The following is a 13,682-nucleotide window of genomic DNA, read 5'->3' as shown; positions in this document are numbered from 1 at the left end:
GGACGCTTGGAACGACTCTGGGTCGGCATGAGCACGCGCGATGCCGCAGAGCGTTGCAAGCTGGTCCCATTGATCGGACCGACCGGCGGTCGCGACGGCGACCTGGTGAGTGTCGGTGTCGAACTTCTCGACCTCGGCGAGCAGCGACCCGACGAGTTTCACAGTGTCGCCGTGGCTCTGGACGAAGTTCGGCGTTGCTCGACATGCCACGGCGAGGATGACTTCGGCTACGTCATCGCCGCATTCGATCAGAAGATCATCCACCGGGTGCGCCGGACCGGTTTGGAAAGCCACCCTCCGGACCGGCAGCTCAGAGACCTCCGCCCGTCGTTCGCCAGTCAACATGCCAGCGAGATAGACAGCCGCGACGCGGTGCGCGAACGAAACGCCGCCACCGCCGGTCGCGTAGGTACTCGATCCTCGCTCAGCTTCACCGGCCGCGGCGGTCGCGACCCCGACGGCCGCATCCTGGGAAGCGGCCCCCGGTCCAGATACTGGCTCACCTTCGGACCGAGCGGCAGCGTCCGACCCAACGGGCTCGTTCATGTGCTCCTCGGTGGCATTGTGCTATCAGTTGCCGCACGGCTCACCGTAGCGTGCGGCGAGAAACATGCTGCCATCGTCACCCACAATCGTGGCGTCGCACAGCGTTTCCAGAATGAGGGGGAGGCCGACATGATCGGCACTGCAGGTCGATCCCAGGGATGAGCGTCTTCGGGGCGGCCGCACCGAGCGGGCGGGCTCCGTTCACGCCGCAAAGCGCACCGTGGAGCTCCTTCTAGGATGACGGACGACGGTGTCGGGTGGGCCTGAGTGCCAAGGCGGAGGTTTCATGGGGCACGTGGTGCTACGGGTACTGGCCGCAGGGTTTGCCGTGGCGGGCCTCGCCCTGGCGTCCGTGGCGCTCTGGGCAGACCTGGATTCGGCAGACAAGGTCGCAAGCGTCGCGGGGGCGTGCGCCGGTTTTCCGGGCTGCGCTCTGAGTGTCTACTTCGAGGTGCGGCGGGCGGGCCCAAGCGGTCGTGTTGTGCAGGCGGGCGGTCCGGGAGCCGTGGCCGCAGCAGGCAGCGCTGTGGGCAACGCTACGGCCACAGGCGCAAAGGTGACCCGCCGCGCAGCTCCGGCACTGCCACAGGCACAGCCTGCGGTCGGCCAGCACCAGGTGAGCGCCTCAAGGCCGGGCAGCGTAGCAGCTGCGGGGGACGCGGTCGGCAATGCGACAGGCGCCAGCAGCAAGGTCCTGGCCGCCGGTCCCAAGGGGCTGCGGACGAAATCGGGCACGGAGACTTCTCTCCCTACGTCCAGCCGCTGCGGCCCGTACGGGAGACGTTCTCCTGGCCTCCGCTCGCCATGAAGATGACCAGCGAGTTCGACGCCTTCGCCGACCCTCTCAGCGAGGTAAAGCGGCCGTTTCCACGCCTGTGAGTCATGCTGAGGCGTCAGCGGAAGGACCGGGTCTCACAATTCGATCGAGCCTGTAGTGCAGGGGCGGTTACCGTCCGTCCATGGACGAATCCCTCTCCTTCGAGAACTTCCTTGAAGGAGCCAAGAAGGCCGCCCACAGAGCCATGGACGACCATGGGCGCGGCGAGTACGACGAGTTCGCTCTCCATGGCGGTGTTGCCGTGGAGCGGCTCGCCAAAGCGGTGCTGGTCTCGAAGAACCCGGTGTACCTCCTGGAGATGCGCAACGGGAACCCCGACATGCTCCTGTACCTCGGTGGCCACCTAGAGGTGAGCGCGGACAAGGTCCGCACCGTCGGCGCCAAGGACACCATCAAGCGGCTCCGCACGTTGGGGCTGCTTCCACCTGATTCCGAGCTCGACCTGCTGATCGAACTTCGCAACGGCACCGCCCATACAACCATCGGCGATCAGGCGAAGACCCTGCTCCCAACACTCGCCAAGAACATCGCAGCTATGCTCAAAGACATCGACCTTCCTGAGGAGAATTTCTGGGGTCGCTGGACGAGCGCGATGAACGTAGCCGTGGACAAGCGGCGGGGCGACATCGAACGGGACGTCCAGCTCCGCATCAGGCAAGCTCGACATGGTCTCGATGATCGCCTCAAGGGACTGCCCCTGCCGTACAAGCTCCGAGTGCCTGAGCAGTCCGGCTTCAGCGTCTTCTTCCAGGATGCAAACCGTGACATTGACCAAGTCGTCGTGACCGTGACCGGCACCCATGGTTGTCCCGCCTGTGAGCGTCAGGCGATCGTGAAGGCTGAGCCTGATCCGGCCTCACCGAAGATGGCCTTCACAGCCGTGAGTATGAGTTGTCCGTGGTGCCAGCTCCGGCTGAACAGCGCGGAGGAAATCCAGGCAGCAGGCACCAACTTGGCGTCACTCGTGGAGTTGGCGGGACTCGCCGCCTACGACGAGCTGCCCGACTCGGACAACGGGACACAGGAAAGCTAGGCGCCGTGGAACCCCGGCTCCGTGAGCCGGGGTTTTCGCATACGCCGAAACGCACCTGGTCTTCCTGCGCACACCCCGCTAGGAGGTCCTCTTGCTGCTCCCCGAACTGCTCAAACTTGCCACCGACGCCCCCGGATTACCGCTTCGAGCGGGAGCAGTTCGCTGCCCGCACACGGGGGATCCGTGCAGGCTACGCGTCTTACGGTGCGCCGTGGTCACCCTGGCGGGGCAGCCATTGTTCTGCCAGCTTCCAGCGCAGGTCTCCGGAGTCAGGACATACGTCCAAGGACTTGAGGAGCCCTGTTGCATCAAGTTGCCGGAGTACGTCCGGCAGAGCAGACAGGTCGAACCCGCAGTCACGCGCCATCCGGTCCGATTCCATGAGTCCATCACCTCTTTCTGGACTTGTGTACGCAGTAAGCCACACGGCAACCAGTTGGGGCAGCGGTCCACCCTCAGCCGCCCGACCAGGCAGAGCTGATCGCAAGGCCCAGTCAGCAGCTCGCCTGCGGTCGGGCCGCGCTGGGGACTGAGTAAGGAGTCCGGCATCGAGCAACCGGGCAACTACCGCAGTGCCGCCACTGTCCGCCGGGCCTGGGAACCTGCTCAACCACCGGGCTTGTTCCAGTTCCCGCCAAGGATCTGTGCGATTGCCCAGGCGGAGAGCGCGCAGCAGTCCTGCCGGGATACGGACCTCCGCCACCGCGTTCATCCTCAAGGCACACTGCAGGGCGAGGAGCCGGGCAGAAGCCTCGGTGCCGTCCGGCAGCGCGGCGGCAAGGTAGCTGAGCATCTCCCGCACCCGGGTCTGTTCGCCCGGTCCGCGAGGCAGCCGTCCGCGCCGGCCGCGACCGGATTCGCATGCTGCCAGCACTGACGCGGACAGGATCGTGTCGGGTACGACGGCCGCATGGTCCGTGGCCGCAGCGCAGGCAGCGCAGGAGTCGGCGAGTCGCCACACCCGTCCACCGCGCTCCCGCGCCAGGAGTAGCCGGATGGGGCCGGCGCACCCACGGTGTCGGGAGTGCCACCGACAGCCGCGTTCGTGGCACTGGCAGGTGCGCATGTGCACCGGCAGGACGTCGCAGCGGGCGTGCCGGGCGAGGTGGGCCAGGGCGGCCGAGCGGGCGGATGCGGCGGCTAGAGGCCTGCCGCCCGCCGGGCACTGCTCGCAGAAAAGTACTGGCCCGCCGGTCTGCGGGCGCAGTTCGACGGTCCAGGTACGCCGCCCCGCAGGGCATGTTGTGCGGAGCCTCATCGGGCTCGTGCTCCTCCCATCGTGTTTGGCGCCGACACCCGCCGAGAGGGGGCGGCGGCACACGGTAGTGCAGACATCTGCCCTTCCGCTCGCGTCGTCACCTGCACAAATAGGGCAGAGGTCTGCACTGACAGGGCAGGGGTCTGCACCGCCGAATGGTGGGATGACGATCTTGCCGCCCGATCCGGACTTCGAGGCGCTACGCCTGGAGCTGGCGCGCCTGCGGGCGGCGCGAGGGTGGACGTACGACGAGCTCGCCGCCCGCACCGGCCTGGCCAGACGCACCCTTATCGAGATCGAGCAAGGCCGCACCGTCGGCACTTTGAAGACCTGGCACGCCCTCGCTCACGCCCTGGACACCCCCTTGGACATGCTTTTCGGCAACCTGTGCCGCGGGCACGAGCCGCCCGGGGAGACCCAGGAGTGAGCTCCGCCCGAAGCGGCCTTCACTGACCACCCAAACCGGCGACGCGCGCTCGAACACGTGAGTGCCAACTCGTACGCCAGTTGCCACCAGTTCGGCTAGCCGAGGGACACGACAGCAGCGACACGTCGGTTACGGCGTGTTGGCTGGCAGGTTCGCCCACATGCACTCCGCACCTCCGCCTCCGAGGCGCCGCTGGGATGGCACCGCCGCCCGGACGCGACGCTCCCTCCGCGTCACACCCGACGGCGTCAGTCGACTCCTGCGCTGCGGCCAGAACGGCCGATGCCGTGACTGCGGCAACCGGATCGAGTGGTATCTCCGCGGTGACGGCCAGCCCATCCGCCTGCACCCCCGGGAGCTGCCGACCTCACGCATTCCCGTCGCCTGCCGCTGGCACGTCAGCTCGGGCGTCGCGTACCCGTCGGACGACGGCACACGTTGGTGCCGTCTGCCGCATGCCGTCGTGTGCCCCACCCGCGATGCCACCTCCGCGTCGCCTGAACTGGTACCGCTCCGCCGCGCTTTGGCCCTCAACACTCGCCGCCTGCTCGACGCCGGCACTTTCACCCCGTCGTCGACAACTTCCTCCGACTCGGAGGACTCGGCCCCGGCCACCTGCCGCCCGAGCCGTCCCATCGTGCAGCTCCTGTACCTTCGCTATCTCGCCGCCCAGCCTGTCGACGAGATCCAGTGCGTGGCTCAGACCAGGCGGAGGCACCGCTGTGGCAATCTGCTGCTCACCCCGGACACACCCGCCGGGACCTGGACCCTGAAGCCGGCCACGAGGCCCTGCGGCCAACTCGCCCTGCCTGCAGAGGTCATGGCCGTGTACGACCTCTCCGGTCTGCCCTACGGAGACCAGTTGCGCTGGCGGGCCCAGCGGTGTCAGCAGCACGGCGACGTGCCTACGGCCGGAGACATGGCGGTGGCGGAGTGGGAGGTGTTCGACGCGCTCCTCCACCATGAGCACATCTACAACCGTCTGCCCACGCTGGTCCGGCGTGCCCGGCCCAGCAACACCGCTCGAACCACGGATCAGAAGTGACACCCCACCACGCCGTCGAGATCACGCTGACCCGGCCGGCCACAGCCAGCGAACTGCAGCGGGCTCGCCGTCGAGTTCCGCTGGCCACGAACGCAGACTTCACCCGGCTCCTGGTAGTTCAGCAGGCCAAGAGCCCTGGCCGGGCTCTCCGTGTCCTCCGCCACCTGCTGGACGTGCAGTTGCCCATCGATGTCATGACCACCCACTACCCGGACCGGCGGGGCCAGATCCTGCTCAACGTGGCCGTCAGCCACGCCATCCGCAGGATCATCCGGCACAAGGCAGCAGCTCTGGGACAGACACCCCAGGATTTTCTGAGCCAGGCAGTGACCACAGCCGTCGACCGTCATGAGCGCCAACGCCTCCGGCATCTCACAGATCGGCTGGAGGGTCTGCTCACTGACAACACCGCGGAAGAACTTCTGCTGGCCGCGGCCGACGTCCTCAGCCGTCCCCACCGCTCTGGCACGCCTTCGAAGCGGTAGCAGTTGCTCGCCCCGCCGCCGAACTGCCAGCCTCCACACATGCGGAGCTCTTGTTGACCACGCTCACAGACGAACAAACCGCAGCAGCAGACGCCTTTCACGCCGGGCACCACCTGGTTATCCAGGCCGGCGCCGGCACTGGCAAGACCACCACCCTCGTCCAGCTCGCCGCCAGTACGGAACGCCGCGGCCGGTACCTCGCCTTCAACAAGGTCATCGCCCGGGACGCTGCTGCCCGTTTCCCTCACACCGTGCGGTGCACGACCGCCCACGCCACGGCATACGCAGCCGTCGGCCACCGGTACGCCAGCCGACTCAACAGCCCCCGCCAACCCGCCTGGAGAATCGGCGAGGGCCTGGGCCTCAACCGCTCTGTCCGCATCGGTGACCACACCATCAGCCATAGGACGCTCTCCCACACGATGCTGCGTACCGTGGCCCGCTTCTGCCACTCCGCCGACAGGGTTCTCTCTGACCATCACGTGCCGCCTCTTAGGCGACTGGAGTCTCAGTCATCGCACAGTGAACTCGTCGGGTTCGTTCTGCCGTTTGCCGCCCAGGCCTGGTCCGACCTCCAGAACACCGAGAAAGGGGTCGTGCGTTTCGAACACGACCACTACCTGAAAATCTGGTCTCTCAGGCACCCGAGAATCGAGGCCGACTTCCTCATGCTCGACGAGGCTCAGGACACCAACCCCGTGCTGGAACAGGTCTTCGCATCCCAGCGCGACCACGCTCAGCTCGTCATGGTCGGCGACTCCGCCCAGGCCATCTACGGCTGGCGAGGCGCACGGGACGTGATGTCTCGCTTCGACGGCGTCCCCCTCACCCTCACACGCTCGTTCAGGTTCGGCCCGCACCTCGCCGACCAGGCCAACCGCTGGCTGGCCATCGCCGACGCCCCGATCCGCCTGTCCGGCACCGACACCATCACCACGGACATCGGGACCGTCACCCACCCGAAGGCGGTGCTGAGCCGCACCAACGTGGGAGCCATGGCCGAGGTCATGCGCCTGCTCGCCGAAAACCACAGCGTCGCACTCGTCGGCGGCGGACAGACCCTCCGTGCCCTGGCGTTGGCCGCCCGGGACCTCAAAGAGGGACGCCGGACCGCCCATCCGGAGCTTGTGCTTTTCGCTTCCTGGGGCGATCTCCAGGACTATGCCGCATACGACCCTGCGGGCAAGGATCTGCAGCCGCTGGTCGATCTCATCGATCAGCACGGTACGGAGGCGATCCTCAATGCGGTGGATCGGCTCAGCGACGAATCCTGCGCCGACGTAACCGTCTCCACCGCCCACAAGGCGAAGGGCCGTGAATGGTCCAGCGTCAGAATCGCGGACGACTTCCCCCCACCCAAGGACACGGACGAGCTCGACGACCAAGGGCACCCGATCCCCGAACCCGTCCGAGACGCCGACGCCCGGTTGGCCTACGTCGCCGTGACCCGCGCCCGACTTCAGCTAGACCTCGGTGGCCTGTCGTGGATCGACGATCACCCTGGTGGGCGACAGCACTCGTCTCATGGTTGCGACGAGCGCGGAGTGTGAGCGCGATCACTCAACTCGGCTGTAGAAACGGCCGTACCGTTGCCACTGGGCGCGGGGCCTGACAGTTCGGGTGAACTCATGAACAACCGCCGAGTCAGCGCCGCCAAGTTCGTCAGCCGCATGCTGGACAGTCCTCAGCACGAGGAAGCCCTCGGTGGCGAGGATGCACACCGTCTTCTCGCCACCGTCCACGCGGACCGTGTCTGCCCTCCGCGAGGCCACTGGATCTCGTGGGACGACTGCTACGCCTCCGCAGACCTGTACCCGCTGCCGTGGAAAGCGCGCTTGCTTCTGGACAGTTGGGGGCGCCCGCTCCCCATTCCGAGTCATTTGAATGGTGCCGCGTACGACCGTGCCGCGGAGGCGGGCCGACGAGCGGCGTGGATCAGCTCAGAGGCGCTCCGGCTCGGCGTGCGGCTCTAGACCTACTGCCGTTGCTTTACGTCGGCCTTGACGAGGATCGCAACGGCTCGGCTCGGTGTGCAGCGCGGCAGGCCAGGCTCCCACCCAGGTGCGGAGCTGCGGGGCGGACCCGGTACGCGCTGGTAGGCCACGCCCTGTAGTCGCCCAGATCCGGCCCTGAAGATGAGGAGGTCGGAAATGCGCCCGCCGCACGAGGATCTAGCGGACCGGTTCTATCCGAGGGCCGTGAACGACGAGGACAACGCGGCGGTGTGGCAACGCCACCTCGACATCACACGCATGAGCACGGCTGACATCGAGAGCAAGATCCATGGCCTCAGGTCCGACAGACTGGTGCCGGACTGGCAGTCGGCCATGAAAACAGCCGTGAGAATGAAGTTATGGCGGACTACTCCTGGGTCATGGTGGGCGGGCACAGGTTCCTGCCTGCCGGCTACAGCTACTTCCCTGAAGTCGCAGCGCTGTTCGCAGAGTCCGAGCGTCAGTCCTGCCTCCACGCTGCCGACGGCGAGTCCGCCATTAGCTGCGGCTATCTCACGACCGCTCACGTCCTGCTCGAGCGGCTTCATGCTCTGGGCATCACATCCGGTCGCGCAGCCGCGGACCTCGATACCGCGCTGGACACGCTCGCCGAGCAGCCTCCTTCCGACCGGCTCCCGCATCCCGTTCCAGGTCGGGCCGACTTCCTGGACGAGCTTCGCGCCATCCTCGCTACCGACGGCTCCTCCTGGGGCCACGAGGAGTTCTTTGACCGCTGGCCCAAGCTGAGCATGGTCATCGATGGGCTCAGTTGGCACATGGAGATCCGGAACCTCGTGAGGGTGCTGCTGGAGTGCAGCCCCGCGCAGGCGCTGGCTGGTCTGGACTTGTCCGAGCTCGACCGCGAGGGCATCAGCGTGGACCCGCACCAGCCTCTCGCCAGTCAAGCTCGCAGCGAGCAACTGGCCGAGGTCGCCCAGAACGCGCCTCTACTCGTGCTGACCGAGGGGAGCACAGATGCGGACCTGCTTGAACTGGGGATGCGCGTCACGCACCCGCATCTGGTCGGCTTCGTCAATTTCATGAACTTCCGTCTGGCTCCGGCCGAACGAAACGTCGGCGCCTTGGTGAAGACCGTGGACGCCTTCATCGTGGCCGGCGTAGCCAACCGCTTCGTTGCCATCGCCGATAACGACACAGCCGGTCACGACGGGCTCGCCAACCTCACAGCTCGTAAGCATCCTTCGTCCTGCCGCGTGCTCCACTACCCCCCACTGGAGTTTCTCGCCGCTTACCCTGCTGTCGACCCAGACACCGGCGTGCTCACGCCGACCGATGTCAATGGGGCAGCGGGATCACTAGAGATGTACTTCGGCCAGGACGTGCTGACCCGCGCCGACGGCACGCTGATGCCCGTCCACTGGGGTGGCATGGTCACCCGCCTCGGGCGCCGCCAGGGTGCCCTCTCTGGCGCTGACAAAAAGGCCGCGCAGAAGCGATTCCGCCGGAAGGCGGCGGCAGCACAGGCCGGGAACAGCGCCGACGACGAAGACTGGAACGGAATCCGCGCAATCATTGATTCCATCATCCACGCCTTTGACTGATTTCCGGCCTACCGGCCATGGCTGCTGTTGGGGCTCCTCCTGTCAGGGATTCAATCTCGGCGCAGCGGAACTACGGTTCCCCCACGCCGTCCGAGTTCGTCACGCAGAGCTTGGTTGTCATGGTGGAGGGCGGCGATGGCGGTGGCAGCGGCCTGGAGCTTGCGTTTCAGCGCGGTGCATTCCTGGGTCTTGTCCGCGAGTTTCCGGCGGATGCGGGTGATCTCCTCGTCGCGGCGCGCCTCGCCGGGGGTGGTTTTCCCATGGTGGGCGACGTGCGCGTCCCACCGAGCGAGGATGCCCGTGGCCCGGTTCATGGTCGCCCGGCTGACCTGGGCCTCCCGCCAGAGGTTCTCTTTTGTCAACCGGCCATCGGTGCGTTGAGGCTTACCGGCGAAGAGCCTCTCCATCGCGGACTCCAGAGCCTGCGCGGTCCTCGGGGACACGCGATCGACCGCGTGGGCGTCGGCACTCATGTCTCCTCCTGCGAGGTCAACTTCAGGACGGCCTCGGCGCGTTCGACTTCGCGGCAAATCAGGTCCTTGCGAAGGCTCGGCAGCCCTGGCGTCTCCAGCAATTTAAGTTGTTCGCGGCGGTGCGCGTCATAGATGGGGACATGCTCGATGCCGATCATGGAGTTGTGGCAGCGGTCGGGACGGCAGCGCCAGTCCAGCGGGCCTGTGTGACCTTCGGGGATAACGGTGTTCTCCAGGCAGATCGCGCCTGACGGGTTGCTCGGGTCGAAGAGGCAGTTGTTCAAGGCTCCGAATCGGATGGTGATCCGGGCCTTGCGCAGCAGGTCCTCCTCGACGCGGGAGTCGCCTCCACGAGCTCGAACGGTGTCCTCAATGTCGTCGAAGGCTTGCTTGACGCGGTCGGCGCCAGGACCGTATCCGATCGTCTTGCCGTCCTTGTGCTCGTTGTACAGAGTCCGGAGTCGGCGAAACCTAGCAGCTTCGATCGCCCCTTCCAGATGCTTGGCCCAGGCTTCGTCGGGGGCCGCGTATCCACGAGTGGAGCGGTTGGCCAAGGCCCGGGTAGCGATGTGTTTGAGCTGGATACCCAAGGCAATCTCGGAGCCAGCAAATTGGTCGGTAAGCATAGCCATGGTGCGACGGAACATGTGCGGTCTGACCCTGCCGGCGGGGATTGGGTCCAGTCCGGACCATGCGGCATGAGCGTTAACGAAGCGAGTGAAGGAATCGATCATCAAGGCGCCGTCGATGGCTTCGCTGGTCTTGGGTCGCTTGAACGGGGCGAAGACTCGCTCGGCGTGCAGGGAGAGGGAGTCGGCGAGTTCGATGGCCTCGACTACCGGCTCGGTGATCCACCAGTGCTTCCGGGGCCGGTTTGGATGGCCTTTCTGCAGAGTGGAGGCAACGGCCGGCGTGTTGTAGTGCTCGACGATGCACCCCCTCCCGATCTCATGGAGTTCGGAGTCACGCATCATCGACAACGCTGCGACCAGTAGAAACGCCGCGTTGCGTAGTGCAGTCCGAAGGTACTCGATGTGGCCTTGCTGAATGCCTGGGTGCCAAGGACCCGTACTGCCGTCGGATCGAGTGACTTGGGCGAGATCCTCGACCAGCCCTTGGTGTGTGTACCGCCCCTGCTCCACCGCCTCGAGCACCGCCGCTCGCCTACTCCAAGCCAGGGCACTTTGGCGCGCTCCGAAGACGGCTCCTTGAAGCGTCGGGACGATTCCCAGGAGCAGCGTCATCAGCGGCCAGTTGACGGCCGGTGGATGACCTGCGGGCAAGTCCCGTGCGTAGTGGACCGGGACCTGGTTGGTTGGGTTGGCCAGCCAAGTATCGAGAGTGTGTGAGGCGTCAATGATGGATGCCCTCGCCGATCGAAGGAGTTCATCCCGGCGCCGGATCGCGCGGAGTACATCGGGGGCGAAGGTGTGGACATAGGCCCATGCTGCGCGCACCATAGTGAACCAGATCTCGGGCGGGATGGGCTTGGTCGAGACCACATCGGTTCTGGTTGCTTTGGCCACAGCTTTGGCGCTTTTCCCCGGCCAAGGTTCCTCTGCCGGCCATCCGCCGCTCAGCGCCGAGCTCATCCGCACCATCCTGCGGATGAAGGACACGATTCCAATGACACTGGCTGCGCTCAGCGAGGCGTCCAGAGTCTTCACACGGCGCTTCAAGTCAGTCGCTGTCCACTCCCGCGGATTCGGCGGGAGCCCTGCGTCGTCGGCCCAGTTGATCACGGCACGCAGCTGGTAGACCGCCCCTCGCAAGGTACTAACCGAGGCCGGGGTGTCACCCAGGTAAATGCCCGCCTTCTGTAGCGCTTCGTGCTGTGGATTGGCCATCACCATGGCCATCTCTCTGGCCAGCAGGTTCCAGAACGGTTCTGCCAGTTCCACCGTGAAGGGAACCTGCCACTCATTGGCTTTGAGATTGGCGGGGCGCCGTAGCACTCCGTTGCAGTCCCAGGAATCAGTGTCTCCGAAGAGCGGGACTCCGGCTCCGGGGCGACGAGCCGCGCTCAACAGGGCACGGCCCTGCAACACCGGTTCGTCGTCTCTGAACAGCAGCGAAGTGAGACGCCCGGCGGGATCGTTAATAGTCATTGATCGAACTCCACTTGTGCCGTCAGCGGTAGATTCAGCTCTGCTCGGGCGGCTTCAATGCTCTTCCGGGCGAGAGCGAGCTCCTGGTCGCTGCGAGCGGCCAGCACCGCGCGAAGGTTCACGTAGCTCTGGCCCCACAGGGCCGTGAAGCTCTTCGGTGGCATGCGGCGTTTCAGGTTCTCCAAGTGCCGTTCAAACAACAGCAGTTGCGGCAACTGACCTGGCAGGATCCAGGCGTTTCGGCATTCCAGGCATCGCAAGGGTGCCACCGCGCATAGTTCTCCCCGAGGGCTGAACGGCGAGTCGTAGGGGTCTTTGCAATGCGAGACGCCCATGTCGAGCTGCCCCTGGATGATGCCTTCGGCCTGGTCTTCTTCCAGCCCCAGCGACTTCAGTGCCTCTGTGTCCTTCAGCGCGCCCTCAGCGTCCGCAGCGACTACGGTCGGCCCCTGGACTGCCTTGTGGAACCAGTGGTCCTGGGCTGTGGCAATCACCCGCCCGGACAGGACGCGTAAAGTCGTTCCCTGGGCGTAATGGCCTGCGAAGGTTTCCTCCAGGTGGTCGTCAGCAGCCGCACTGATTCGCCCTCCTGAAGCGATAGCCTTCTCCACCTTGGTGGATTTACGCAGCCGTCCAATGTGTTTCTCTCCGATCACCTCCGCGCCGACCGAGGCCAGCCAACCTTCGAACCTTGTTTCCGGCCCTCCGTTGGGAACCCAGTGGTCGAAGACCAAGGAGTGACCTGCACGCACCCTGGCCGCTACAAACAGGGTGTGCGGGAGGTGAGGGGCCTTCTCTCGGGCCTTCGCTGTCACGGCAAGCAGGCGTCGCACCACGGCACTGGCCTCGCGTCGCGGACCATCCGTGATGTCGTACGTGCTCGCCTGTTCGTCTCCGCCGCTCTCCGCGGCGGTGTCACGGAAGGCTCGGTGCCGCACCAGTTCGGCCCGCTTCTTCACAAAGGTCAGCCGCACCCCGTGGGGCAGGAATTCCACGTCGCCTTCACCGAAAGAGGTCACCTCCTCCGACGCATGCCCAGTCGTGTCGACCAGCAGAACGCGGAAGGCATGGAGGTCCTGAGTCGTAGGATACAGCTGCGCCACCAATTGAGAATTGAGCCTGAGCTTTGCCGTTTGCGGGTAGATGGGGGTGCCGTCGTCGTACTGGACCAGTCTCTGAAGTTCTGAAGGCCACTTACGGAGAACGGGCAAGGAAGCGCTAATTTCCCTGAGGTCGATCTCTCCGCATGACAGCCCCCAAAGTAGATCGGGAAGACTTAACCAGCTGCCGCGGTCAGGGTGGCGGCCCTGTCCAGCCATGGCCCAGCCCTCAGCGAGTCGTTTCTCCAGCGCGATCACCGCATTCCACGCTGCACGTACCATCGCACGCTTTTCCACGAGGGTGAACTCATCGCGTTCCGCAGACTCGCCAGCGGCGATCAGTGTCTTGCCTCGGGCGAATTGAGCTAAGCCTCCATCCACGTCGCGCTCCGCATGGTCGTCCCTCCGTACGATCAGCAACCGCACTGCGTCAGCAAGGAATTTGGGCCACTTCGACCCCGCTGAGTACCTCTCGGGCAGGCTCCGCTCCCACCTGACCAACAGCCGGACCATACTTTCGCTCTCCAACGAGAGTGACTCCACAGGGGCAGATGTTTCCGGCGTGGCATCCACGAACTTTCCCAACCGATCAATCGCACGGCTGTAAGTCGCCACAGGTCCACGAGATATCTTGGTCGCTGCAACGTACTCGACCCATTCATCTGCCAGTTGGGCAACCAACCGCGAGCAGCGATATTCCCCTGGGGCGACAAAGTGAAGCCCCTCACGACCGTGCTCTGTTATGCAACTCACGACCCGCAAGCCCAGGCGCCCCGCAGGTCCGGGGGAATCAAGAGCCTGCCGTAGCACCTC

General features: G+C 65.6%; 10 protein-coding genes and 1 pseudogene. 8 read left to right on the top strand and 3 right to left on the bottom strand.

What is annotated here, in order from left to right; translation table 11 throughout:
- The first annotated feature begins 27 nt into the window (after positions 1–27).
- The 8 genes and pseudogenes from ACIQPQ_RS17290 to ACIQPQ_RS17255 all read left to right on the top strand — a co-directional run bounded on the left by ACIQPQ_RS17290 (position 28) and on the right by ACIQPQ_RS17255 (position 9,188).
- Positions 28–708 (top strand): hypothetical protein, encoded by a 681-nt coding sequence (locus ACIQPQ_RS17290; RefSeq protein ID WP_401304704.1) that lies wholly within the window; start codon positions 28–30, stop codon positions 706–708.
- 797 nt (positions 709–1,505) lie between these two features.
- Positions 1,506–2,417, top strand: coding sequence for a hypothetical protein (locus ACIQPQ_RS17285; RefSeq protein ID WP_401304702.1), 912 nt, complete (start codon positions 1,506–1,508; stop codon positions 2,415–2,417).
- A 1,421-nt stretch (positions 2,418–3,838) separates the two neighbouring features.
- Entirely contained in the window at positions 3,839–4,102 is a 264-nt protein-coding gene (locus ACIQPQ_RS17280; RefSeq protein WP_365218625.1) for a helix-turn-helix transcriptional regulator, read from the top strand.
- A gap of 160 nt (positions 4,103–4,262) precedes the next feature.
- Positions 4,263–4,595 (top strand): annotated as a pseudogene (locus tag ACIQPQ_RS17275) (DUF6083 domain-containing protein); the annotation flags it as partial.
- Between the two features lie 201 nt (positions 4,596–4,796).
- Positions 4,797–5,147 carry a hypothetical protein gene (locus ACIQPQ_RS17270; protein ID WP_401305262.1) on the top strand — a complete coding sequence of 117 codons (351 nt, stop codon included), beginning with the start codon at positions 4,797–4,799 and terminating at the stop codon, positions 5,145–5,147.
- Positions 5,144–5,632, top strand: coding sequence for a hypothetical protein (locus ACIQPQ_RS17265; RefSeq protein WP_401304699.1), 489 nt, complete (start codon positions 5,144–5,146; stop codon positions 5,630–5,632). Before ACIQPQ_RS17270 ends, ACIQPQ_RS17265 begins: the two co-directional genes overlap by 4 nt.
- A gap of 53 nt (positions 5,633–5,685) precedes the next feature.
- Positions 5,686–7,182, top strand: coding sequence for a UvrD-helicase domain-containing protein (locus ACIQPQ_RS17260; RefSeq protein ID WP_401304696.1), 1,497 nt, complete (start codon positions 5,686–5,688; stop codon positions 7,180–7,182).
- 803 nt (positions 7,183–7,985) lie between these two features.
- Positions 7,986–9,188 (top strand): hypothetical protein, encoded by a 1,203-nt coding sequence (locus ACIQPQ_RS17255; RefSeq protein ID WP_401304693.1) that lies wholly within the window; start codon positions 7,986–7,988, stop codon positions 9,186–9,188.
- A 50-nt stretch (positions 9,189–9,238) separates the two neighbouring features.
- On the opposite strand, the gene ACIQPQ_RS17250 is transcribed toward ACIQPQ_RS17255, so the two are convergent.
- The 3 genes from ACIQPQ_RS17250 to ACIQPQ_RS17240 are packed head-to-tail and all read right to left on the bottom strand — an operon-like array spanning position 9,239 to position 13,295.
- Positions 9,239–9,661, bottom strand: a complete 423-nt coding sequence (locus ACIQPQ_RS17250) for a hypothetical protein (RefSeq protein WP_401304691.1) — start codon at positions 9,659–9,661, stop codon at positions 9,239–9,241.
- Positions 9,658–11,769, bottom strand: a complete 2,112-nt coding sequence (locus tag ACIQPQ_RS17245; protein WP_401304689.1) for an integrase — start codon at positions 11,767–11,769, stop codon at positions 9,658–9,660. Before ACIQPQ_RS17245 ends, ACIQPQ_RS17250 begins: the two co-directional genes overlap by 4 nt.
- A complete protein-coding gene (locus ACIQPQ_RS17240) occupies positions 11,766–13,295 on the bottom strand; it encodes a hypothetical protein (protein WP_401304686.1) in 1,530 nt (509 codons plus the stop codon). The genes ACIQPQ_RS17245 and ACIQPQ_RS17240 overlap by 4 nt, the downstream gene beginning before the upstream one ends.
- Positions 13,296–13,682: the final 387 nt, after the last annotated feature.

Source organism: Streptomyces sp. NPDC091281, assembly GCF_044757425.1.
GTDB lineage: Bacteria > Actinomycetota > Actinomycetes > Streptomycetales > Streptomycetaceae > Streptomyces.
The sequence above is the reverse complement of the archived record's forward strand: the minus strand, read 5'-3'. Positions and strand labels throughout refer to the sequence as shown.

What these genes read in the sequence shown, in the direction of transcription:
- ACIQPQ_RS17290 (WP_401304704.1), top strand. Translation starts at nt 28, where the DNA reads ATGAGCACGCGCGATGCCGCAGAGCGTTGCAAGCTGGTCCCATTGATC.
- ACIQPQ_RS17285 (WP_401304702.1), top strand. Translation starts at nt 1,506, where the DNA reads ATGGACGAATCCCTCTCCTTCGAGAACTTCCTTGAAGGAGCCAAGAAG.
- ACIQPQ_RS17280 (WP_365218625.1), top strand. Translation starts at nt 3,839, where the DNA reads ATGACGATCTTGCCGCCCGATCCGGACTTCGAGGCGCTACGCCTGGAG.
- ACIQPQ_RS17255 (WP_401304693.1), top strand. Translation starts at nt 7,986, where the DNA reads ATGGCGGACTACTCCTGGGTCATGGTGGGCGGGCACAGGTTCCTGCCT.
- ACIQPQ_RS17250 (WP_401304691.1), bottom strand. Translation starts at nt 9,661, where the DNA reads ATGAGTGCCGACGCCCACGCGGTCGATCGCGTGTCCCCGAGGACCGCG.
- ACIQPQ_RS17245 (WP_401304689.1), bottom strand. Translation starts at nt 11,769, where the DNA reads ATGACTATTAACGATCCCGCCGGGCGTCTCACTTCGCTGCTGTTCAGA.